This window comes from Microcoleus sp. D2_18a_D3 (assembly GCF_036702455.1).
Lineage (GTDB): Bacteria > Cyanobacteriota > Cyanobacteriia > Cyanobacteriales > Microcoleaceae > Microcoleus.
On record NZ_JAUBTK010000109.1, the window covers coordinates 1 to 21,240 of the forward strand.

Below are 21,240 nucleotides of genomic sequence, written 5' to 3' on the forward strand. Positions count from 1 at the left end.
AATAGATAGTCTAGATGGAAGCTCATAACGGTAAATGTATTAGTAGGTACATTTTACACCATAAACTCAGGAGAGCCCCATAAACGGTACTACCGGATGTGGGCTAAGCATTTGAACTGCGCCAAACTTCAGGCTCATATTGCCAAACTGCGGAAGCGCAATCCGTTCTGGCAGTTGGTTGGATCTCAAGCTGTGCAGGATATCTGCCAGCGCATTGAGAAAGCCTACCAGTTGTTTTTCAAACATCATCAAAAAGGAGTGAGGGCGCCGGGATTCAAGAAAGTAAAGAAATATAAGTCTTTCACCTTAAAACAGGCTGGATACAAGTTTTTAGGTGGCAATCGGCTCAAGATTGGGCAGAAAGTGTATCAATATTGGAAATCGAGAGAAATTGAGGGAACAGTCAAAACTTTAACCATTAAACGCACGAGATTAGGTGAGTTGTTTATGGTTGTGGTTGTTGATAGCGTTTCGGAGTCAGAAAGCAAATTCGAGACGAGTAGAATCGCTGGATTTGACTTTGGTTTAAAAACGTTCCTCACCGTCTCGGATGCTGCCAAAATCGAATCGCCTCAATTCCTCAAACAGTCGCTTAATGCCATCCAGAAAGCGAGTCGCCAGCACTCTCATAAACAGAAAGGTTCAGCCAATCGGGAACGCGCTAGAAAGCATCTTGTTCGCCAGCATGAGGATGTGGTGAATCGGCGCTCTGACTGGTTCTGGAAGCTGGCACATAAACTAACAGATAAGTTTGACGTGCTGTGCTTTGAGACGTTGAACCTGAAGGGAATGCAACGCCTCTGGGGACGGAAAATTTTAGATTTAGCATTTGGGGAATTCCTGCAAATTCTGGGATGGGTGGCGACGAAGAAAGGTAAACAAATCATTTTTATCGACCGTTGGTATCCATCGAGCAAGACTTGCTTTCATTGCAGTCATGTTCTGGAAAAACTAGATTTATCAGTGAGAGAATGGCGTTGTCCGTCCTGCCAATTACTAAATGGGCGGGATGAAAATGCCGCCAAAAATATTTGTGCGGTTGGGGCATCAACCGCTAAGTTAGGCGATGTCAGACGGGCGAGAGCCTGCAATTGCTGTTTGACCTTAGAATCCCCGTGCCTGATGGCCGGGGAGTATGTCAAAAAAGTTATTACTAAAGGCGGATCAAAGTTCGGCTGGGATTTGACACGATCGACTTAATGAGCGATCGAGCAATTTGAAAGTTGAAAACCATGATTCAATCTTGGATGATTATCGGCGGCGTGACTTTCTCAGTCGCCTTCGGCACTTTGTTTTTTAAACTCCGCGATATTAACTGGGCCGTCAAACTTCAAAGACCAGATTGGATGTTTTTTGAGCCTGCTATTCCGTTAATTTGGACGGTAATTTTTGCTTGCGGGGCCGGCAGCGCTACTTTCGTGTGGGAACAGGAACCAGGGAGCCTTAAAACATGGCTGCTGATGGCTTTGTACTTACTTTTAGAAATTGTAACAGTTGCTTATATTCCTGCTACTCTCAGAGCCAAAAGTCTCAAAGTAGGAACAATTTTGGGAGGGGCTGGCGAGATTTTGGGAGTTGTGCTGGCGTTGGCTGTTTTGCCGATTTCTCAAACCGCCGCTTTGTTACTTTTGCCTTACGCGATTTGGGGCGCGATCGGCACTTATACTACTTGGGAAATGATTCAATTAAACCCAGAAGCTGCATAAATAGTCGCTGTTCTTCGGCGCACCCTACATACAATACCCCTCTTCTCTTCCTTCGTGTGCTTAGCGTCTTCGCGGTTCGTTAAAAAAAGCATTGTTAATAATAGCAAATCCGTGCTAGCGGGTTAACCCACCCGATCAAGTGAGGAAATCCGCTTAACAGTCTGTGGGTATTTGATGAGAAAATAGATGAATAAAACAGCTTTAAATCAAAGGATGACAGTTATCAATGGCCATTAAAGACCAGCCCCAACCACCTCGTTTTCGACTAATTAGCAATGTCTTGTTATTGCTCTCAAGTTTATTTTTGCTGGCGAATATCTTTTTGCCCAATTTGTTCGGGCCGCAAATTCCGCAAGTCCCATACAGCTTGTTCGTCCATCAAGTGCAAGAACAAGATGTAGCGCGAGCTTCGGTAGGTCAAAATGAAATTCGCTACCAACTCAAAGGCGAAGGCGACAAACCAGGTCAAGTGCTCTCCACTACGCCGATTTTTGACCTGGAATTGCCTAAACTTTTACAAGAAAAAGGCGTTGAATTTGCGGCAACTCCCCCTTCCAAAAATGGCTGGATCGGCAGTGTTTTAAGCTGGGTGGTTCCTCCGCTGATTTTTGTGGCGATTTTTCAATTTTTCATGAACAGGCAGGGTGGCGGGCCGCAGGGTGCACTCTCGATCGGCAAAAGCAAAGCTAAGGTCTATGTAGAAGGCGAATCGGCGAAAATTACTTTTGCTGATGTGGCTGGAGTAGAAGAGGCTAAAACTGAATTAGTGGAAGTTGTTGAGTTCCTGAAAACTCCCGACAGATTTACGGCAATTGGTGCGAGAATTCCGAAAGGCGTGCTGTTAGTCGGGCCTCCGGGAACTGGCAAAACTCTGTTAGCAAAAGCAGTAGCTGGTGAAGCTGGCGTGCCGTTTTTTAGCATCTCCGGTTCGGAGTTTGTGGAACTGTTTGTAGGTGTTGGTTCTGCAAGAGTTAGAGATTTATTCGAGCAGGCTAAGAAACAGGCTCCTTGTATTATTTTCATTGATGAATTGGACGCGATCGGCAAATCCCGCAGCAGTAACGGTATGTACGGTGGGAATGACGAACGCGAACAAACTCTCAATCAACTGTTAACTGAAATGGATGGTTTTGCTGCGGGCAATACTACTGTAATTGTGCTGGCTGCAACTAACCGCCCGGAAAGTTTGGATGCTGCTTTGTTGCGTCCTGGTCGTTTCGATCGCCAAGTTTTAGTCGATCGCCCCGACTTATCTGGCCGCGAAGAAATTTTGAACATTCACGCTCAAAAAGTGAAGTTGGGCCCGGATATTAACTTGAAGGCGATCGCCACTCGCACCCCCGGTTTTTCCGGCGCAGATTTGGCAAATTTGGTGAATGAAGCGGCTTTGTTGGCCGCCCGCAACAAACGCCTAACTGTGGCGCAGGAAGACTTTGCAGAGGCGATCGAACGCATTGTAGCGGGCTTGGAAAAGAAAAGCCGCGTGCTCAATGAAAAAGAGAAAACCATTGTTGCTTATCACGAAGTCGGACACGCAATGGTGGGTGCTTTGATGACTGGTAATGGCGAAGTTGCCAAAATCTCGATCGTCCCTCGCGGTATGGCTGCTTTGGGTTATACTTTGCAGTTACCGACTGAAGACCGTTTCTTGTTAGATGAGTCGGAATTGCGGGGTCAAATTGCGACTTTGTTGGGCGGGCGATCGGCTGAGGAAGTCGTGTTTGGTAGCATTACTACCGGCGCTTCAAATGACTTGCAAAGGGCGACTGATTTAGCTGAACGGATGGTGACAACTTACGGGATGAGTAAGGTTTTGGGGCCTCTAGCTTACGATCGGGGTCAACAATCAATGTTCCTCAATGACGGTATGGGAAATGCGCGCCGCGCGGTGAGTGCTCAGACTGCTGAGGCGATCGACCAAGAAGTGAAGGAAATTGTCGAAACTGCACACCAACAAGCTGTGGATATTCTGAAAGCCAATAGGGAATTGTTGGAAACAATTACGCAGAAACTGTTGGAAACTGAGGTGGTGGAAGGTGACGCACTTCGCGAATTCCTCCGTCAAGTGCGGCCTTTAGATAAGGTGGCGGCTTCAGTTTAATAGGGTTTAATTAAACCGCCAATGAACGCAGATGATTCCAAATCATCTGCGTTTTTTGGTATTTCTTAGCTCGTAAATTTTCAAGTAGAAGGCTTCGGAGCTGGTGCCCCCCGCAGCATTCCTTCTGTACTGAGGTCTTCATCTATTTCTTCCCAGTGAATGCCATAGCCTCCTCCGCATACTTCCCATTTTGCCCTTTGCTCCGGCGTTGCATTAAACAATCTGGGATACCAAATTAAAGGCACAGTAATGGTTCGTCCATCCATCAAATCAACACTAATTGTTTCTTCTGTAAAATGAATCTCCTTAACTCTCTCGTCCGCTCGAATCGCCAAAATACCCATACCAAGCCTCCAATAGCGTTTGTTGATTTTCTTGTACTACCAGGTGTATTTTCCGAAGTTCTTTAGCACTAAAACCAAGGTTGTTTGCCAAACTGACTGGCTCCAACCAAAATTTAACTGATGATTTGTCTCTGTCAATGTGAACATGAGGTGGTTCATTCGGTTCATGGCTGTAAAAGTAAAGTCGGTAAGGGCCTACTCGTAAAATAGTTGACCTAATTTCAGGTTATACAACATTTCAATGCGAATATGTGTAATTTTTGTATTCTATGATAGCACAGGGCGATTTTATATTTTGGTTACAACTCTTTGATATACTGCCTCAATACAGGTGGGAGAGTGTAAAGACTTTCCTGTTTTTCTATCAAGCAGCGCCGCGATAAAGATTGGAGCGCGTTGAGTAAATATGATGAGGATATTTGTCCTTTTTCTAGCAGTTTTGCTAGGTTGACTGGCTGGTTTTCTTTCGCCAACAATGACATAACTTGTTTTTCTAGTTCGGAAGTGCGATCGTACTGATTCTGTAAAACATCTTTCAAATCTTCCGGCAACAATATGGTATCATCTAGTAATAATTCTGTCGCGCCGATTCCCAACTCTTGAATCAGATTTGCCAGACTTTTTAACCATAGGGGGTTGCCTTGGTAGCGGTGAATGAGTGCTTCACTGTTGTCGCTTTCTTCTAACCCATAATCTCTGAGTATTTCCCGTCCGGCTGCGATGCCTAAACCCTTGAGTTGTAAGGTACGAATAAGAGTATTTTGGCTTTTTACTTGAGTCATTTCTCTGGGTTGTTCCCAACCGATTAGCAGAAAGCAACATGGATGGGATAATTTTTCTATTTGTTTGAATAAAGAGCGATATTCTTCGTATTGGGGTTTATATTTTCCTGCGAATTCCCCGCTACAGAAAAGGTTGTGAATGTCATCCAAGACTATTAAACAGCGATACTTTTGCAAATATTTAATCAGCGGTAAGCGTTTCGGGTTTGTTGGGGATAGATCTTGTTTTTCTGAATGCGAGAAAAACTGTATTAGTTTATGTTCAAATTCATCTGGGGTGTAGGAGGCGTCGATGCTGCACCAAATGACGCATTCAAATTCATCTTTTATTTGCTGTACGAGTTGCACTGCTAGGGATGTTTTGCCGATGCCACTGATGCCGGTGAGCGCGATCATGCGGCTGCGTTGTTGTAGAATCCAGGTGGTGAGGGTGTCGAGTTCGGGGGTGCGATCGTAGAAATCGCCCAATTCTGGCATTTCGCTTAAATCTTGATGTAGAGTTTGAGGTTGTTTTGTGTTAGATGTTTCCTGATTTTGTGGGTGTGAGTTTGGGATATCTGGCGGGTATCTAGCTTCTCCACAAATGTTAAAATTACCGATGGCTACAACGTCACCTTGTGCAAAATTTGAAGAATTAGAGACTTGGAACCTCTTAATTGCCGATCTAAAATTTGTTTTATTGACATCTTCCCCCAACTCTTCTGAAAGTATCTGCCATAATTGCGAACCAACTTGCCTAAGATAACTCTCATTACAGTGAATCTCTTCGGCAATTTTGGTGTATTTATCACCTTGCATGGTTCCTCGTAGAATTGCCTCTTGTAGGGTATCGAGGTGCTCACCCGTCTTGGCAAACACTATCTCGTCAGCCATTTTTAACACTTCCTTAAGATTCATGCAGCATCGTGGATGATGTGATTTTCCGTATTATACCTAACATTTTCCAACATTTTCTGGCATTTACAAACATTTTTAACATAGGGTGATTTGAAGTAGCTAACAAAATTGCCAACAAAATTGAGCATTTTTGGCTATACAAATTTGGGATTATTGAAATAATGATAGAAGAAATATGTAGTAAGGAAATTTAATAATGCTTTTCAATTTAGTCAAAATAGTCGATCGGGCTAACAGTTTGGCGAAATTTTATAAAAGCCTTCTTTTGGCATCACTGGTTTTACCTTTTGCAGCTACTCCTGGGCAAGCTTCTCCCAACTATCAAGAACGAGATGGGATCTATGGCGAAATAAAATTTGCTGAATTTTGTAATATTTCTAATGCTTTGAGATTCAGAGTTATCGCCGAAGCTGGTAGTAGAGATTCAAGGGTACAAAGTGTCGAATTTAAAATGTATACAAGATACAGTGTAGGTGTAAATGTTGGAGGACAACAATTTGGTTTTCCTAGTGGTGAAAACTGGCGAAACATATATACTATGTCTAATTTTACAGGCTTAAGAGGTGATCAAAGATTCTACGACACAGGGGCACGCTTTTCCCCACTAATATCAATCGTTGACTCACCTGTCAAATTTTCGATTCACGTTAATCATAGTAGAGGTAAGACAACCGATCTTGGAGGAATTGTTGATATGGGAAAAATTGAAGCAGGAAAGTGCAGAGTATATGATGATGGTAATTTCAGATAACCTTATTGTTGTTATTATGAACTGAATCACAGCGCGCTCGCCCTTTTTGTATGTTGGGTTGACGCTCGTGTTAGCCAACCTTTTTTTTCACTTACAATCTTATCCATTTCCACCATTTCAAAGTGCGCTGATTGCACGGAGAGCGATCGCCCCTCACAGCACATACCAAACAGCGCGATGATTCTACGAGTTGCGCGATCGCCCCTCACGCATCAAAAGCGATCGCATCCAACCAATGCAGGAATTACATTATGATTGGTCTGGCGATCGAGTTAGGCTGATAAAAGGCTAATGGCAAAACTCTATTATCGAGGCATGGCAGAAGAAAACGGTAAACCCAAAATGGGACGCAACGCGAGGCTACTGGGAGTCAGACCCAATATTGACATTGATGTTGAGCAAGTGCCCAAAGACTGGTTGGATGAACAAGGTTATTTACTACCAGAAACAGAACGCAAGTCTTCAGAGGAGTCTGTCACTGTAGCCATTAGAAACACAAAAGGAATGTCTGTATCCCTCTCTATCGAAGGCTTACCACCATTCCGCAAACCCCCAAAATTTGGGGGAACAGGAAAAGATCCTCTTTGGCAGATTGACGACAGCAAGATCGTCGGAGATATTGAAGCTGTGCAAGATAGTCCAACTCATGTCAGTATTTTGCCAAGCGCTACAATGCTTTTAGAGAAATATGAAGCAGCCCTGGCCCAGACACAGAATGAATGGGAGAAAGTTTGATAGTTTAATTTAGTCAACGGGAGAACAGCAATGGCATGGGTGTTTAGCTTATCGGCTGAATGTGGCACAAAGCAATCTGAAGCACAGCAATTTGCTCAATATTTCAATGAAATTTCCTGGGTGCTCTCAAACGGTAGACATTCCCAATGTCGGGCAGAAAGTTTTCAGGACATAGAAGAAAATTGGTGGTGTCGAGTTTGTCCAAGTGGCATCAGTGAGATTGGGATTGACACTCCAGAAAGTGCTTATTTAATGACGGAAATAGGTATATTTCTGTATCATAGTTTGCGGTTTGCTCCACCGTTTCGGTATGCTTTAGTTGGTATGGAAGTAGATGAGTTTATAACCTACAGCGAATTGATTGAAGAGCCTGCCTTGGTTTTTCCTGGATTGGTTTTAGCTGAAGCTGTTTGGCAAGCAACCGGAGCATCTTCGGTTTTTCGATCGTTCAGTCTTGGATATTTTTGGAAGCCCTATGAAGGTGAAGTTTATAGACCACTACTAGCCTCGCCTGACCTAAAAAACAAGCTTGATGAATTGCTGAGGGTGGGGTAAATCATTTTAGTGGAGACATCGCCCCCCGACCATCTAATTTACACCCAACAAACCCAATCAACTCAGTAGTCTTCGCGATCGCACCCTCAAATCTTTAGGCGGTTTTACTTGCCTTCTTCTTTTTTCGATAGCGCGATTCTGCTATTGTTTGTTTGGTAAACTCTATTTCCTCAAAATCGACCTGCATCACAGCCGTCTTAAACTCCAGCCCCAAAACACAGCTAATTTCAAGGAGTTCCATATAACTAGCACCTTGATAATCTTTCTTCTCGTGTTCCTTAAGGCGTTCAGGGTCCATATCCAACCTTTCTGCTAGTTCTTCCACGCTGATTTTTGCTGCCATTCGAGCTTTAATTAAAGCATCTGATAGTTTATTGAAATTCTCAACTACAAGTTCGATCGGCTTACTCTTGTCCCACGCCATCAATCGTTCATATTCTGCTATTTCTTCGTGCAACTGATCCAAATGGCGCTGAATCGAACCTCTACCAGCATCCCATTTGAGGAAGTCCTTTCTTTTTGCTTCTTCATCCCGCTCCATTGCTGCTAGAGTTTTGTTGAATTTTTGCACCCAATCTTTGCTGACTCCGTACTCAAATTCATTTTTAATCACGGTTCCCACCTCATTAAATCGAGCGCTATAATTCCTTTCTTGTTTTGCCCTCTGTCACTTTGAAAAAATTCAAAGGAATTTTCTCCGTAATTGCCTACAGGTTCGTCTGAGGGAAAAATCTCCCCTCGATACTTAGCTTTTTGGGCATTTCGATCCTGATGATTGAACAATCTAGGAGCATTGATTCTCAGATACTCCCTGTCTACAGTTTCTCTATCGTAACAAGCATCAAAATCATTAGGTTTGTCTTTGCTGGTAACAAAACTACCATCAATATAGATAGTTCTAGCACCTGCCGCTTTTAACTGAGTCATTGCCAGTTTCAACCCCTTTATCATGTTCTTTCTGGGAACAGTCGTACCAAATCTTTCCTCAAACTCCTCCCATTCGCACCAATGAACTCCCCGTGGTAGATTGCCGTTTTCATCGAATTCTGGAATCACTTACTCACACCCGCGCCGCAAATTAGTTGTGCGAGTCGATCGTACCACAGCTACCATTATAAACAAACAAAAACCAGGTTGGTTCAAACAACCTGGTTTTTCAATATTCTTGCTGCATTTTCGATCGATCAAACTCCGTTTATGTAAGCCATAACTGGAGTACCTTGCTGCTGCTGCGCGATTTCCAAAAGGCGTTGAATGCGATCCTCTGTCGGCGGGTGAGTGCGGAAAAGTGACTGCAAACCTTTAGTCGAAAAAGGATTCACAATTAGCAGGGGCGACATCGCAGGATTGCCGTGCATGGGAATTTCATGACCCAGTTTCTCCAATTTTTGTAGGGCGTTTGCTAAGCCGATCGGGTTATTGGTAATTTCCACCGCACCGCTGTCTGCTGCAAATTCCCGCGTCCGAGAAATCGCCAATTGAATTACGGTTGCTGATAGTGGCGCTAAAATGATTAAAAACAGCAAACCAAAGGGATTCGGGCCTTGTCTGCTATCCCGCGTCACTGGGCCGTAAAGCGCTCCAAAAGTCAGTATTCGCCCGACAAATGTAATTGCGCCGGCAATTGTTCCTGCAACTGCTTGAGTGAGGGTGTCCCGGTTGCGGATGTGGGTGAGTTCGTGCGCTAAAACGCCTTCCAATTCTTCGCGAGAAAGCAGCTTGATGATGCCTTCAGTAACTGCTATTGTCGCGTGTTCCGGGTCTCTTCCTGTGGCGAATGCGTTCGGAGATTGAGTGGGAACTAGAAATATTTTCGGCACCGGAATTTGGGCTTTTTCGCTCAGCGATGCTACCATATCGTAGATTTCTGGTGCTTCGCTGCGGGCGATCGGCTGAGCGCGGTAAGCCATTAACGCAGCCGTGTCGGAATAGTACCAAGAGCTAAAACTTGAGAAGGCTGCTAGTGCTAAACCGATGTAAAGTCCTTGCTCGTTGCCGATTAAATAATAACTTCCTAAAACGAGAAGGCCGCTTAGGAGTCCTAAGAGAGCGGCTGTTCTGAGTTGATTTGTTCCTAACATGGCGGGTTGAGGGCGATCGCTATTTTGATATTTTTTATCTTGTAATTAGATTTTCATATTTGCGGGCGATCGCGCCTCTATCTGCCGAAATAAGTGCAGCAGCCAATAGTAGTATTTCACCTTTTCAGTCAGAAAATGAGAATGCCGAAGGAGGCTCTATCTGCTTGCTTTCTTGAGCCAGCATATCCGCAGAATATGACATTCCCAGGCAGAGCTTGGAAACGAGATTAATATCACGAAGTGGCCGCCCAAAGAATAGCAATATCGCTGTATTGGTTGAACATTGAATCAGCACTAACAAGCGTCATCTCCTCCATCTGAGCCTGGGCAATCAGCATTCGATCGAAGGGATCTCGATGATGTAATGGTAACGCAGCCACTCGCAGGGCATGAGGTGCTGTAATTTCCAGCGATCGCACATCTAACTGTATCATGCGCGTCGAAATGTAGGTATCTATCGGTTCTGGGAGTGGTAACTTTCCGATCGCAACTTTGATGCCCATTTCCCAGACACTAGCAACAGAAAACCACAATTCGTTCGTTTCATCGGCAATCTGTGCATCGCCTCCTCATTCAATCGATCTGGTTGGGCAAACCACCACAAAAAACACTGCGTATCCAGCAAGAGTTTCACTCTTCATTTCCCTCAAATGCTGTCAAAATCTCTTTTGGCAAAGGATCGTTAAAGTCCTCTGGCAAAACAAATCTCCCTCGATCTTGTCCCAAACTAGCTCGTCGATTGGATGAAGTACGAAATGGAACCAACTTCGCGACTGGGATGCCTTCGTTGGAAATAATGATTTCTTCTCCCAGTTCCACACGCGACAATAGTCGTGAGAAATTTGTTTTAGCTTGATGGATATTTACAGTTTCCATACTCTTAAAAAAACAAGTCTATAAACTAAGTATAACCAAATAAACGCAGACAATCTTAAATTCATCTGCGTTTACCTGCGTTTATCCGCGGTTCAATTCTCCAACCCTAAACCGCTTGCACTTGCTTTTCCTCAACAGCAACAGGTTCTTGATATACAGTTTGAGACTCATTAGCCAAAAAGTCGGCCAATTGAGCTTCAATTTCATCCCGCACAATCTGGCGGTATTCGAGGAAATGCTCGTTGTGAGCACACACAGTCAAGTAATGATCCCAAACCGCAGGATTGCGTCTGAGAATGCTGAACAAATGATGCCAGAACTTCCACCGAGTTTTGCGCTTGACTCCCTGCCGCCAAACCACAGTTAGCAGTGCTCGCAAATCGATCCAACTGGGAACTCTTGCAGGTATATTTGCTGTAGGTGCACCCAACATTAAGAAATGGCGATAAGTCCGGTCTAAATATTTCTCAGCATCGTACACTTCGCAGAATGCCTCGACATATTCGCGGGCAATATCTTCGAGAGGCCGCGTCGGAATGAAGTTCATCAAAGTAGTCTGGTTGAGGTTGCCCGATTTGTCGCGCAACCGGCCTTCTTTTGCTAGTCTGTGGGACAATGCAGTGTGCGGCAAAGCTTGCAGCATTCCAAAGGTTGTGCTCGGAATTGCTGCTGCTTCGGCGAACTTGACAATCCGCTGACCGGCACCGGGTTTTTCGCCGTCGAATCCGATGATAAATCCGGCCATTACTCGCAAACCGGATTTGGCAATTAACTCTACGGATTCGATCAGGGAATTGCGGGTATTTTGGAATTTTTTCGTCATTTGCAGGCTTTCTTCGTCGGGAGTTTCAATCCCTAGAAACACTGCATTGAAATTGCAAGCAACCATCATGTCCATCAATTCTTGGTCTTGGGCTAAATCGATGGATGCTTCGGTGTTGAAAGTAAACGGGAATTTGTGTTCTTCTTGCCAGACTTTTAAGTCTTTTAGCAACAGTTTGACGCTGCGTTTGTTGCCGATAAAGTTGTCGTCTACCATGAACACGCCGCGCCGCCAGCCCAAGTTGTAGAGATAGTCTAATTCTGCTATCAATTGTTGGGGGTTTTTGGTGCGAGGTTTGCGGCCGTAGAGGACGATGATATCGCAGAATTCGCACTGGAAAGGACAGCCTCTAGAAAATTGAATCGACATCGAGTCGTAGGCGTCTAATTCTAGCAAGTCGAAGCGGGGGACTGGGGTTGTGGTAACATCGGGTTTTACGCCGTCCGATCGATAAATTCCGCTTTTTTCACCGCGCCCTATTGCTTCGACAAACATCGGCAAGGTGATTTCGCCTTCGTCGAGAATCAGGTAATCTATGCCCGCTGCTTGAGGTTCTTCCGGTACGGATGTCGGGTAAGGGCCGCCACAAGCTACGGATTTACCGCGCCGTTTTGCTTCGCGAATTATGTCTAGCAAATCTTCTTTTTGGACAATCATTGCGGAGAGAATAACGAGCTCTGCCCATTCCCATTCTGCTTCGGTGATTTGTCTGATATTGCGATCGACTAACTTAAATTCCCATTCTTGGGGTAAAATAGCTGCTACTGTTACCAAACCCAGCGGTGGCAGCAGCACTTTACGATCGACTAATTCTAGGATTTTCTCGTAAGACCAAAATGTTTTCGGAAACAGCGGGTAAACTAGAAGAACTCGCATTATATGTTAAACCTCACATCAGTAAACAACTTGCGATCGGGCTGGCGTGTTTGAGAGTTCGATCGACTCTCAAGACTTCATGTTAAGGCTAAAATTACGATCTTGCACTCGATCGAATATCTGGCGAGGGGTGACACCCCCTAAAACCCACAAATTGAGCGCAATTTTTAGCTTGCAGTTCCCTGTTAAAGTGTGCAAATGCTGATATCTTATCCTATTTGACCGTTAATTGACGATAATCTCAGTTAAAAAGCATGGGACTAAGGCAAAAAAGAACTTGGAAAACTTACATTATTCGTAAAATGCGCCACGGCGCACCCTACATATATTTCGTAAGGTGCACATTCCTTCTTCCCTCTTTCTTCTTCCCTCTTTCTTCTTCCCTCTTTCTTCTTCCCTCTTCTTCCCTCTTCCCTCTTCCCTCTTCCCTCTTCCTTCTTCCCTCTTCCCTCTTCCTTCTGGCCTAATTTGAATCTTTGCCGGGAATCCCGCTAGTTCTTAACATATCGGCAACTGTGCCGCAGTAACTCGGCATTCCTATGCTTTCGGGATTCACAAGATTTTGATAGGTAAAATGGCGATAGCTGATGCAAAATCTATCCCAAGCAGCCACCTGAATTCGGAACAGCCAAATAAAGAAATCTGCCAGCCAAGGTGACAGAGTAATCCGAAAAAATATGTTTTTCTTCAAATACTGGCAAGCTTGTTCTACCACTTCGTTAGCTGTAATCGCCGGATTTCCTAGCACAAAATGTCGCGGTTCCTCGGAAGCAGCCGGATGCTCAACTAAATAATTAACTACTTTGGCAATATCTGCGCCGTGGATGAAGTGAAAACTGCCATCTGCCTTAAACCAGCGAATCAAACCAATCCATTTTGCGACCAGTGGCAGGCCAGATGACAAGTGAGAGACTGGTTTTTCGGCGTCTCCTCCCAATACTAATGTCGGGTAAAGTGCCGTAATCGGAGGCACATTTTTCAAGGCTGACAAATGCACCATGCAGTTGTATTTTGAGCGAATATAATCTGTCCCCAGTTCCCCGGCTTCTTTTAGCAAATTGTTGTCTCTACCGAGAATACTGGCCGTTGAAAAATAAATTACTTGTTGGCAAGTCTGGGGCGAAAGTAGTTGAATTAGGCGCAGAGTTTTGGTTACGTTAACATCAAAAACTTCTTGAGTTCCTCCCCAAGCAGTAGCGGCTACAATTGCGACATTAATTGTTTGCAGAAGTTCGGCGTGTTGATCGATATCTCGCATATCGCCTTGTATTATATGGATGCCGGGGCGGGCTTTCCAGTCAAATTTTAATTTTTCTGGGTTGCGAACTAATAAGTAAAGTTCGTGGTTTGTCTCTTGAATCAAAGTTTCGGCCATGTAGTGACCGATACAGCCACTTGCACCCGTCACAAAAATTTTTTTGGAGTTCATTTTGCCGCAGGGGAAGAGGGAGGATTTGACGCTTTTAAGGGCGGTAGGGAAACCGCATGGCCTATTAGTGCCAACTTAAGCCGAAAGCCGCCAGGGACTTAAGTCCCTGTCTAATAGCTAAAGTCCTCTGAAGAGGACTAATGAGTTTACAAGTCTTTTTCTCAGTCCTCTTAAGAGGACTTTAGCTTTGAGGCAGGGACTTAAGTCCCTGGCGGACTGCGGGTTTAACGTTAAGTTGACATTAATAGGCAATTCCGTTTTCCTACAAATATCAGATGCAATTAACCGGATTTGCTCCGATTATATAATCTTTTTCCACCGTAGGGATACGCCATTGCCGTATCCCTACAAATATCAGGTGCAATTAACCGGATTCGATCGCATTCTACAATCGAAATCAAATTAAGCAGCAACTGCAAGCAATTTGTCGGCTTGTTTTGCGGTTTCAAAGAAGAAACGCACGTTATCTTCGGGAGTTCCCGGTAACACGCCGTGTCCCAAATTGAGGATGTGTCCGCGCGGGCCAGCTTTGCGAATTGTATCAAGAATTCGATCGCGAATAAACGGTTGAGAACCAAACAACACGCCGGGATCGAGATTTCCCTGAACGTTCATGTTGGGGCCCAAACGCTTGCGCGCGTCGGCCATATCAACTGTCCAATCGACGCTGATGATATCCGCGCCGGATGTTGTCATGCGTTCGAGGAGGCCGGCGCTACCGGTGACTAACAGAATTAGCGGTGTGTCGGGATGGGTTTTTTTGACTTGCTCGAATACTTGTTTCTGGTAAGGTAGAGCGAAGGTGTCGTAGTCCTGCGGGGACAGTTGGCCGGCCCAGGAGTCGAACATTTGCACTACTTGCGCGCCGCAGTCGATTTGATAGCGCACGTAAACAGCGATCGCATCGGCGAATTTCGACAGCAACTGATGCAGTAAAGTTGGATCGGAAAATGCCATGTTTTTGATGATGGCATAATCCTTAGAACCTTTGCCCTCAACGGCATAGGCTGCCAGCGTCCACGGCGCGCCAACAAAGCCGAGCACGGTGGATTTGTTGCCGACTTCTTCGCGCAGGGATTTGAGGATTGTTTTGATAAACGGCAAGCTTTCTTCCGGGTTCAGCGGTTGCAGGTTGTCGATTTGCTGCTGAGTGCGGATGGGCGAGTGGATAATCGGGCCTTTGCCTTCGGCGATGTCCATGTCGATGCCCAAACCCGGCATTGGGGTGACAATATCGGAAAACAGAATTACGCCGTCGGGTTGAAACGCGCGCCACGGCTGAAGGGAAACTTCGATCGCAACTTCGGGAATTTCGGAACGTTCGCGAAACGAGGGATACTTTTCTCGCAAATCTCGATAAGCCTTCATGTAGCGGCCGGCTTGACGCATCATCCACACGGGCGGGCGGTCTAGGGTTTCGCCGCGGGCTGCCCGCAACAACAAGGGAACTTCATTTAATGCCGACATTTTAACTTTTCTCTACCTTAGATATTTCAATGCCTTTGGTAGCTTACCACTGTGCGATCGTCCTTTTTGACAAAAAATTCATCTGTCAGCGGGGAGGGAGATGAGGGGAGTGGCTGAGTTCGATTTTGGGCGATCGGGATTTGGTTGGTTGCGAGGCTGGCAAATGACATCTAAAATCCTTCCACTGTAGGGGGTTTATAATGGAATTCTCCTCACTCGCAGGGCAAACTAATTGAATGGAAACGCTACGTGCAAACCGCACGTTTTATTTACTTTACCTCTCCCACTCGCTGAAGAGACTAATTAAACGTCTATTATCACACTCGATCGAGGACTCTATTTCTGAGCTAATATTGCATCATAATCACCATGAGTCCCGATCCAAAACCAGACAATACCTTCAGGTTTCTCAACTCCCAGAGCTCGGTAACTATCGCCTACTCGCACCGATTGCAAATGCTTTCGCCTGCCAACTTTTTTAAAATGCAGCGAAGGGTGATACGGCTCGACTTTGAGTAATTCGTAATTTTTATCGGCTAAAGCTTGTATTTCTTGAGGTAGCTGGTGATAGCAGTTCCAAAAACGTGGTAAAGTCAGATGCTTCATAACACTTTAGTCAATCCCGCTTCATACTCTGCATCAACTTCATCAAGTAGTGCATCTAACCGCCCCTCCTCCAAATCGTCTTCAATTTGCCTATCCCAAACCTGTTGGCGATACTCTATCAGCCAAGCAGTGAGTTCTGACAGTTCCTTAACCGACAAGTTCATAATTGCTGTTTCAAGTTCTTTAACGCTCATATATTTTGCCACATCATTAATATTATTAATATACCAATAATTCTGAAGGCACGGGTAGTCAAAAACCGGGTTTTTTCTGAAAGACGTGTTGCAGCCCACAGATGAGCTTCATCAGTTGACAGTTGACAGTTGACAGTTGACAGTTGACAGCTACCTCTTCCATCAATAGAAGAGGATTGGAGCAATGAATCATTTTGTTTGATTTCCCCCTAAACGGGGAGGCTTTAGACCCAATTTTCAGGCGTAAAAAACCCGGTTATGAAGGTTAGTTGTAGATTATACAGAGCGACGCAGCCGTAAGTATGGTGGGTCGCTGCGAGATTTTCGAGTTTATTTCTAGATTGTAAATAGCGACGTACCCACGGTATTTTGTAGGGTGCGTCGCTGTGACATTTTCGAGCTTCGTTGTAGATTGTAAATAGGGACGCACCCTACTATCTCGTCACACAAACTCCGCCCACCACTACCCGACATTGATCGCGGCGCTCATCGAACCTCCTATTATTATCCACCCTCGCCGAATCTAAATCTCTAGTCCGCGAATTGTAGTAATAATCTCCCGCCGGAAAGTTTCTAGTCGGGACAGCGCAGTAAGTCGAGTCTTGATTACCATCGTCAAACCTTACTCTCACCATAGAACGTCTCTCGCGACAATCAACAGACCGCAAGCCAAAATCATCTTCTAGAAGCTGTGCTCTGTCATATCGACCGTCATATCGATCGTCATCTCGCCTCGTGTACCAATCGTCCCGCGAATTGCGAGCTCGTCTGTTGCCCCCATCAATTCCCGAAACTTCCAGCGTGTAGCTACCGCCCCTGGCTGCATCTTTTGCTAACACTAAAAGCTTATAATCGCCAGTACGGGGAATTTGATAATTAAAAGAACGGTCGAGCGTAAAAGCGACTTGTTTGTTGTTCCCGTAAAACAGCACCATGACGGGAGTAAAACCGCGACTTCTATCTGTATCTAAAAACACTTCAATGTTATCCCCTTCCCTTGCGCTGAATGTGTATTCTTGGCCGCGCAATTCTTCCGTCGGAGTTCCGGGTGTCCACATATTTCGGAAACGGTAAATCGGGGAAGTGCGGCGAATTACTCCATCTATGCGATCGTTATTCCCTATCTGTTCGCCAACAGCACTTGAGGAAATCCCGGTAAGTGCCAATCCCGTAACTAGGACTGCGGCAGCAATACTGTTTAACAAGTTGTGTGCTTTCATCTCAACCTCTGGAAAAATTTAAAATCTTTTTGCTTTCTTGGCGCCGACATTTGCATACACAATCCATTTTAAATGTAATTTCTGCCAACCGTGTCAACCTCACCCAACCCGGCTATTTAGCGGGTGCAAAATCTCATGTTAAAGTTATAGACGTTGATCCCTAATCTAAAGTTGTGATTTATCGCCACAAATCAGCAATCCCGATTCAGCGTCGAGACTCGCCATAATTCCCATTGGCAAAGCAGCGTTAACTCCCTCGTGCCCGAAGGGCAAATCCGAGACAATCGGAATATTCAAGTCCCCCAGCCGATCGCGCAAAACCTCTTCAATGCTAAAACTGGGAATACTCGGATCGATCTCGCAGCGACTGAAGCGTCCCAAAGCAATGCCCCGCACCCCAGCGAAAGCCCCCGCCATCCGCCACAAAGTCAACATTCGATCGACCCTGTAAGGAGCCTCGGAAACATCCTCAAATGCGAGAATAACCCCGGTCAAATCCGGTTGATAAGGGGTTCCGAGCAAATGAGAAGCCACCGTCAGATTCGCCGGAAACAGCCGCCCGGTGGCTTGTCCGCCGCCCCATCCTTTACCTTGCAAAGATTGTAAGGGACGACCTTCTATGCAGTCAAAAAGTCGATCGACAGACCAATCCGGTTCCGCAGCCAAAGTTGTCAGCATCGGCCCGTGAACGCCCCAAATCCCTAACTTAGCGTGATTCCACAGCAAAGCAGTAATATCTGAAAAGCCGATTAACCATTTCGGCGAATGGGAATCGGGAGTTGGAAATTGGGAATTTTCCGCCTTTCCCACATTTCCTTTTTCCAAAAGTCGAGTGCTGCCGAAACCGCCTCGAACACAGAGAATACCGCGACAATCCTGGTCATTGAGGGCATCTGCCAACTGTCGGACGCGGTTTTCATCGGAACCTGCCAAATAGCCCCAGCGATCGTCAAAACCCGGTGTTAATTCAATTCGATAGCCGCGAGATTTCCAAATTTCTACACCCTTTTCAAAGTTGGTTGATTCTCGCAAAGTGCCACTAGGGGCAATTACTTTGAGCAAATCTCCTGGTTGCAGAAATTTAATGTTAGTCATTAGTTATTAGTTATTAGTTATATCGTGTTTGGTGCATCGAGCGTAATTACGTAGGGGCGGGTTTTACAGACAATTTCTGACGGAAACAGACAATCTCGAAAACCCGCCCCCACCCACCCATAAATACAAACCTACATTTTCCGATTGGTGAATCGAGCGTAATTACATAGGGGCGACTTTTACAGACAATTTCTGACGGAAACAGACAATCTCGAAAACCCGCCCCCACCCACCCATAAATACCAACCTACATTTTCCGATTCGGTGAATCGAGCGTAATTACGAAGGGGCGACTTTTACAGACAATTTCTGACGGAAACAGACACTCTCGAAAACCCGCCCCCACCCACCCATAAATACCAACCTACATTTTCCGATTCGATGCAAATTTTAGGTGGATGTAGGTTATCGGTTGGGGCGGGGCGGGTTTATCTAGATTGTTGATAATCGTTAGATATTGTCGGTGAAACCCGCCCCTACGGGATATGGTTAATTATTGATTTAAGAGTGAGTTTTTCAGATTTTTGGTTAATCATTACTACGGCAAAGTCAGAATTTCGACCCCAGAATCAGTCACAGCCAGAGTGTGTTCAAATTGAGCCGAAAGCTTTCCATCCTGCGTGATAGCAGTCCAACCGTCGGCGAGAATTTCCACTTCCCAAGTACCCTCATTAATCATTGGCTCGATCGTAAAAACCATGCCTTGTCTGAGCTTCTTCCCCGTGCCCCGCTTACCGTAGTGCAAAATTTCTGGTTCGGTGTGAAAAACGCGGTGAACGCCGTGTCCCGCAAAATTTCGCACTACCGAAAAACCCTGTGCTTCAGCATATTCTTGAATTGCTGCACCGATGTCACCGGTACGAGCACCCGGTTTAACTTCCGCAATTCCTCTTCTGAGACATTCCTCGGTTACTTCAACTAACTTTTTCGCTACCGCTGAAGGTTTCCCGACAAAAAAAGTCTTGGAAGTATCGCCATGATAACCATCAACTAAAGGTGTTACATCAATATTAATAATGTCCCCTTCTTTAAGAATTTGTTTCGCATTGGGGATGCCGTGACAGACTACTTCATTGACGCTAGCACACAGAGATTTTGGAAATCCCTTATAGCCTAGCGGAGCGCTTTTTGCTCCGTGTGCCAAAGTCCAGCGTTCGGCTTCGTCGTTAATTTCTAAAGTGCTGACACCCGGTTTTACCATCGGTTCGAGATGTAGCAGAAGTTCGGCCGCTAAACGGCCTGCTTGGCGCATTTTTTCGATTTCTCTACTGGATAAAAGCACTAAACGTTCGGTTGCCATAGTTTTTTTCTGTTTTCTTTTGTGTGGTCGATTAAGAGTTTATTTAACTCAATTTGAGAATAGATTTGAATTGCTGTTCAACAAACTTGTAAGGTGCGTCAGTCAGCGAATCTTTCTACAAATTGGCCAGTATTATTACTGACGCACCCTACTAGCAGTGATAGATTTGAACCAGTGTTCACAACGATCGCCCAAAGCTGCTAAAGAGTATTCTACCTCTGCTTGTCGGCGGCAAGCGCTGCGGTCAATTTGGTCTAAGCGGGCGATCGCACCTACCAAGCCATTTACACTATCAGGCTCCACTAAAAAGCCCGTCAGTCCGTCTCTAACAATTTCCGCCGGCCCCCCGCGCTCGTAAGCAATCACGGGCACACCGCACGCTAAAGCCTCGATCGCGACATTTCCGAAAGCTTCCACCCAACGTGGTGTCATCAACAATGCTTGGCACTGACGGACTTGCTCTTGCATTTGGGTTGTTGTCAGAAACCCTAAATATTCTACCGGAGCATCCGGGTAATCTGCACAAATTTTTTGCCAATAATCCTCATCTTGCATTTTGCCCATAATTTTTAGGGAAATGCCTGTAATTTTCGCTGCAGCCACTGCATCTTCTAAGCCTTTTTCCGGGGCGATGCGACCAAGCCAAGCTAATTTGGGTTCCGGTTGGCTGCAAAATTCGTACAGCGATAAATCTATGCCGCTTCCCAACAACTGACACTCCTTGGCAAAGGCAAAGGTTTCGGCTTGGGAAACGGTGTAAACTCCGATCGTACCGGGAAATTGGGCGGCGGTTTGTCCGGCGATGCGATCGAGCGATCGCGAAAGGGAACCCATGCTGATAAAATGGGCGATCTGAGTTCTAAAAAATGGCGTCAAATAAAACGGCAGCCAATCGTAAGCAAAGTTAACAATGACATCCCATTCATCCTGAACTTGGCGAGCGTATTCCCACATATTCGCCAGCACAGCATCGGCGGGCATCACAATAGGAGCATTGTAATCTTGTGTTTGGGCGGTTACTTGCAAATCGCCCGTTATTTCGATTACTGGAATTGATTCTAAGACTGAACCTATCGGCGCTACCACTGCTATTTTATGACCTCGGCGGTGCAATTCTTTAGCGATGTTAAGGACTGTAAGTTCGACTCCGCCGCCCAACCCCGAACCGAGTTGGCCGACCGAAGTTGAGAGTAACAATATTTTCAAATAGTCATTAGTCATTAGTCATTAGTCATTAGTCAGGCGTCACTAATTCTAACATAATCTAAGTTATAAATTCTCACCTCTAAAATTTAAAATCTCAAATCACTTAAAAATTGTTAGACTTTAGGACTTACGCATTGACAAAATAACCAAATAGTGCATTGATAAAGAGGGAACGTCTACTAACGGGTATCAGACA

26 protein-coding genes are annotated in these 21,240 nt (G+C 45.3%); 8 read left to right on the forward strand and 18 right to left on the reverse strand.

The annotated features are described in order from the left end of the window. Positions 1-96: 96 nt before the first annotated feature. The 3 genes from QUB06_RS30745 (at position 97) to ftsH4 (ending at position 3,807) form a co-directional block, all read left to right on the forward strand. On the forward strand, positions 97-1,200 hold the full coding sequence (locus QUB06_RS30745) for a transposase (RefSeq protein WP_333438507.1): 1,104 nt from the start codon (positions 97-99) through the stop codon (positions 1,198-1,200). A gap of 32 nt (positions 1,201-1,232) precedes the next feature. Continuing rightward, a complete protein-coding gene (locus QUB06_RS30750; protein ID WP_333438508.1) occupies positions 1,233-1,706 on the forward strand; it encodes a tryptophan-rich sensory protein in 474 nt (157 codons plus the stop codon). A gap of 226 nt (positions 1,707-1,932) precedes the next feature. Then, positions 1,933-3,807, forward strand: coding sequence for an ATP-dependent zinc metalloprotease FtsH4 (gene ftsH4 / locus QUB06_RS30755; protein WP_333438509.1), 1,875 nt, complete (start codon positions 1,933-1,935; stop codon positions 3,805-3,807). 80 nt (positions 3,808-3,887) lie between these two features. On the opposite strand, the gene QUB06_RS30760 is transcribed toward ftsH4, so the two are convergent. The 3 genes from QUB06_RS30760 to QUB06_RS30770 all read right to left on the reverse strand — a co-directional run bounded on the left by QUB06_RS30760 (position 3,888) and on the right by QUB06_RS30770 (position 5,830). Beyond that, entirely contained in the window at positions 3,888-4,151 is a 264-nt protein-coding gene (locus tag QUB06_RS30760; protein WP_333438510.1) for a DUF2442 domain-containing protein, read from the reverse strand. Continuing rightward, complete coding sequence (locus QUB06_RS30765) at positions 4,114-4,371, reverse strand: DUF4160 domain-containing protein (protein WP_333438526.1); 258 nt, start codon at positions 4,369-4,371, stop codon at positions 4,114-4,116. Before QUB06_RS30765 ends, QUB06_RS30760 begins: the two co-directional genes overlap by 38 nt. Positions 4,372-4,450: 79 nt before the next feature. Next, on the reverse strand, positions 4,451-5,830 hold the full coding sequence (locus QUB06_RS30770) for an ATP-binding protein (protein ID WP_333438511.1): 1,380 nt from the start codon (positions 5,828-5,830) through the stop codon (positions 4,451-4,453). A gap of 196 nt (positions 5,831-6,026) precedes the next feature. On the opposite strand from QUB06_RS30770, the gene QUB06_RS30775 reads away from it, so the two are divergent. The 4 genes from QUB06_RS30775 (at position 6,027) to QUB06_RS30790 (ending at position 7,871) form a co-directional block, all read left to right on the forward strand. Further along, positions 6,027-6,581 carry a hypothetical protein gene (locus QUB06_RS30775; protein ID WP_333438512.1) on the forward strand — a complete coding sequence of 185 codons (555 nt, stop codon included), beginning with the start codon at positions 6,027-6,029 and terminating at the stop codon, positions 6,579-6,581. A 131-nt stretch (positions 6,582-6,712) separates the two neighbouring features. Next, positions 6,713-6,862, forward strand: a complete 150-nt coding sequence (locus QUB06_RS30780; protein WP_333438513.1) for a hypothetical protein — start codon at positions 6,713-6,715, stop codon at positions 6,860-6,862. Between the two features lie 10 nt (positions 6,863-6,872). Then, a complete protein-coding gene (locus QUB06_RS30785; RefSeq protein ID WP_333438514.1) occupies positions 6,873-7,316 on the forward strand; it encodes a Tse2 family ADP-ribosyltransferase toxin in 444 nt (147 codons plus the stop codon). Positions 7,317-7,346: 30 nt separating this feature from the next. Next, entirely contained in the window at positions 7,347-7,871 is a 525-nt protein-coding gene (locus QUB06_RS30790) for a hypothetical protein (RefSeq protein WP_333438515.1), read from the forward strand. A gap of 94 nt (positions 7,872-7,965) precedes the next feature. Here QUB06_RS30790 and QUB06_RS30795 read toward each other — a convergent pair whose 3' ends face one another. The 3 genes from QUB06_RS30795 to QUB06_RS30805 all read right to left on the reverse strand — a co-directional run bounded on the left by QUB06_RS30795 (position 7,966) and on the right by QUB06_RS30805 (position 9,952). After that, the gene (locus QUB06_RS30795) at positions 7,966-8,484 is read right to left on the reverse strand and encodes a DNA-binding protein (protein WP_333144138.1); all 519 of its coding nucleotides are present in this window, start codon (positions 8,482-8,484) and stop codon (positions 7,966-7,968) included. After that, positions 8,481-8,927: a DUF6932 family protein gene (locus QUB06_RS30800; RefSeq protein WP_333267386.1), complete on the reverse strand. Its 447-nt coding sequence runs from the start codon at positions 8,925-8,927 to the stop codon at positions 8,481-8,483. The genes QUB06_RS30795 and QUB06_RS30800 overlap by 4 nt, the downstream gene beginning before the upstream one ends. A gap of 128 nt (positions 8,928-9,055) precedes the next feature. Further along, positions 9,056-9,952, reverse strand: coding sequence for a M48 family metalloprotease (locus tag QUB06_RS30805; RefSeq protein WP_333438516.1), 897 nt, complete (start codon positions 9,950-9,952; stop codon positions 9,056-9,058). On the opposite strand from QUB06_RS30805, the gene QUB06_RS30810 reads away from it, so the two are divergent. Beyond that, positions 9,940-10,128 (forward strand): hypothetical protein, encoded by a 189-nt coding sequence (locus QUB06_RS30810; RefSeq protein ID WP_333171860.1) that lies wholly within the window; start codon positions 9,940-9,942, stop codon positions 10,126-10,128. The genes QUB06_RS30805 and QUB06_RS30810 overlap by 13 nt on opposite strands. A 57-nt stretch (positions 10,129-10,185) precedes the next feature. On the opposite strand, the gene QUB06_RS30815 is transcribed toward QUB06_RS30810, so the two are convergent. The 12 genes from QUB06_RS30815 to QUB06_RS30870 form a co-directional block, all read right to left on the reverse strand. Next, positions 10,186-10,485: a type II toxin-antitoxin system VapC family toxin gene (locus tag QUB06_RS30815; RefSeq protein WP_333438517.1), complete on the reverse strand. Its 300-nt coding sequence runs from the start codon at positions 10,483-10,485 to the stop codon at positions 10,186-10,188. Positions 10,486-10,582: 97 nt separating this feature from the next. Then, positions 10,583-10,828 carry a type II toxin-antitoxin system Phd/YefM family antitoxin gene (locus QUB06_RS30820; protein WP_333438518.1) on the reverse strand — a complete coding sequence of 82 codons (246 nt, stop codon included), beginning with the start codon at positions 10,826-10,828 and terminating at the stop codon, positions 10,583-10,585. Positions 10,829-10,934: 106 nt separating this feature from the next. Further along, positions 10,935-12,527 (reverse strand): B12-binding domain-containing radical SAM protein, encoded by a 1,593-nt coding sequence (locus QUB06_RS30825; RefSeq protein ID WP_333438519.1) that lies wholly within the window; start codon positions 12,525-12,527, stop codon positions 10,935-10,937. Positions 12,528-12,990: 463 nt separating this feature from the next. Continuing rightward, complete coding sequence (locus QUB06_RS30830) at positions 12,991-13,956, reverse strand: NAD(P)-dependent oxidoreductase (protein ID WP_333438520.1); 966 nt, start codon at positions 13,954-13,956, stop codon at positions 12,991-12,993. Positions 13,957-14,358: 402 nt separating this feature from the next. Then, positions 14,359-15,423 carry a uroporphyrinogen decarboxylase gene (gene hemE, locus QUB06_RS30835; RefSeq protein WP_333230696.1) on the reverse strand — a complete coding sequence of 355 codons (1,065 nt, stop codon included), beginning with the start codon at positions 15,421-15,423 and terminating at the stop codon, positions 14,359-14,361. 26 nt (positions 15,424-15,449) lie between these two features. After that, positions 15,450-15,593, reverse strand: coding sequence for a hypothetical protein (locus QUB06_RS30840; RefSeq protein WP_333202345.1), 144 nt, complete (start codon positions 15,591-15,593; stop codon positions 15,450-15,452). Between the two features lie 166 nt (positions 15,594-15,759). Continuing rightward, a complete protein-coding gene (locus tag QUB06_RS30845; RefSeq protein WP_333438521.1) occupies positions 15,760-16,029 on the reverse strand; it encodes a ParE family toxin-like protein in 270 nt (89 codons plus the stop codon). After that, on the reverse strand, positions 16,026-16,223 hold the full coding sequence (locus QUB06_RS30850; RefSeq protein WP_333371827.1) for a hypothetical protein: 198 nt from the start codon (positions 16,221-16,223) through the stop codon (positions 16,026-16,028). The genes QUB06_RS30845 and QUB06_RS30850 overlap by 4 nt, the downstream gene beginning before the upstream one ends. A 434-nt stretch (positions 16,224-16,657) precedes the next feature. Then, positions 16,658-17,443 (reverse strand): hypothetical protein, encoded by a 786-nt coding sequence (locus tag QUB06_RS30855; RefSeq protein WP_333438522.1) that lies wholly within the window; start codon positions 17,441-17,443, stop codon positions 16,658-16,660. Positions 17,444-17,608: 165 nt separating this feature from the next. Next, complete coding sequence (locus tag QUB06_RS30860) at positions 17,609-18,538, reverse strand: LD-carboxypeptidase (RefSeq protein ID WP_333438523.1); 930 nt, start codon at positions 18,536-18,538, stop codon at positions 17,609-17,611. Between the two features lie 538 nt (positions 18,539-19,076). After that, positions 19,077-19,838: a type I methionyl aminopeptidase gene (gene map / locus QUB06_RS30865; RefSeq protein WP_333438524.1), complete on the reverse strand. Its 762-nt coding sequence runs from the start codon at positions 19,836-19,838 to the stop codon at positions 19,077-19,079. A gap of 135 nt (positions 19,839-19,973) precedes the next feature. Continuing rightward, positions 19,974-21,059 carry a glycosyltransferase family 4 protein gene (locus QUB06_RS30870; protein ID WP_333438525.1) on the reverse strand — a complete coding sequence of 362 codons (1,086 nt, stop codon included), beginning with the start codon at positions 21,057-21,059 and terminating at the stop codon, positions 19,974-19,976. Positions 21,060-21,240: the final 181 nt, after the last annotated feature.

Excerpts from the sequence above, each read along its gene's own strand:
- QUB06_RS30745 (WP_333438507.1), top strand. The coding sequence starts at position 97 with ATGTGGGCTAAGCATTTGAACTGCGCCAAACTTCAGGCTCATATTGCC.
- QUB06_RS30750 (WP_333438508.1), top strand. The coding sequence starts at position 1,233 with ATGATTCAATCTTGGATGATTATCGGCGGCGTGACTTTCTCAGTCGCC.
- ftsH4 (WP_333438509.1), top strand. The coding sequence starts at position 1,933 with ATGGCCATTAAAGACCAGCCCCAACCACCTCGTTTTCGACTAATTAGC.
- QUB06_RS30760 (WP_333438510.1), bottom strand. The coding sequence starts at position 4,151 with ATGGGTATTTTGGCGATTCGAGCGGACGAGAGAGTTAAGGAGATTCAT.
- QUB06_RS30770 (WP_333438511.1), bottom strand. The coding sequence starts at position 5,830 with ATGAATCTTAAGGAAGTGTTAAAAATGGCTGACGAGATAGTGTTTGCC.
- QUB06_RS30775 (WP_333438512.1), top strand. The coding sequence starts at position 6,027 with ATGCTTTTCAATTTAGTCAAAATAGTCGATCGGGCTAACAGTTTGGCG.
- QUB06_RS30785 (WP_333438514.1), top strand. The coding sequence starts at position 6,873 with ATGGCAAAACTCTATTATCGAGGCATGGCAGAAGAAAACGGTAAACCC.
- QUB06_RS30790 (WP_333438515.1), top strand. The coding sequence starts at position 7,347 with ATGGCATGGGTGTTTAGCTTATCGGCTGAATGTGGCACAAAGCAATCT.
- QUB06_RS30805 (WP_333438516.1), bottom strand. The coding sequence starts at position 9,952 with ATGTTAGGAACAAATCAACTCAGAACAGCCGCTCTCTTAGGACTCCTA.
- QUB06_RS30820 (WP_333438518.1), bottom strand. The coding sequence starts at position 10,828 with ATGGAAACTGTAAATATCCATCAAGCTAAAACAAATTTCTCACGACTA.
- QUB06_RS30825 (WP_333438519.1), bottom strand. The coding sequence starts at position 12,527 with ATGCGAGTTCTTCTAGTTTACCCGCTGTTTCCGAAAACATTTTGGTCT.
- QUB06_RS30830 (WP_333438520.1), bottom strand. The coding sequence starts at position 13,956 with ATGAACTCCAAAAAAATTTTTGTGACGGGTGCAAGTGGCTGTATCGGT.
- hemE (WP_333230696.1), bottom strand. The coding sequence starts at position 15,423 with ATGTCGGCATTAAATGAAGTTCCCTTGTTGTTGCGGGCAGCCCGCGGC.
- QUB06_RS30840 (WP_333202345.1), bottom strand. The coding sequence starts at position 15,593 with ATGTCATTTGCCAGCCTCGCAACCAACCAAATCCCGATCGCCCAAAAT.
- QUB06_RS30845 (WP_333438521.1), bottom strand. The coding sequence starts at position 16,029 with ATGAAGCATCTGACTTTACCACGTTTTTGGAACTGCTATCACCAGCTA.
- QUB06_RS30850 (WP_333371827.1), bottom strand. The coding sequence starts at position 16,223 with ATGAGCGTTAAAGAACTTGAAACAGCAATTATGAACTTGTCGGTTAAG.
- QUB06_RS30855 (WP_333438522.1), bottom strand. The coding sequence starts at position 17,443 with ATGAAAGCACACAACTTGTTAAACAGTATTGCTGCCGCAGTCCTAGTT.
- QUB06_RS30860 (WP_333438523.1), bottom strand. The coding sequence starts at position 18,538 with ATGACTAACATTAAATTTCTGCAACCAGGAGATTTGCTCAAAGTAATT.
- map (WP_333438524.1), bottom strand. The coding sequence starts at position 19,838 with ATGGCAACCGAACGTTTAGTGCTTTTATCCAGTAGAGAAATCGAAAAA.
- QUB06_RS30870 (WP_333438525.1), bottom strand. The coding sequence starts at position 21,059 with ATGACTAATGACTATTTGAAAATATTGTTACTCTCAACTTCGGTCGGC.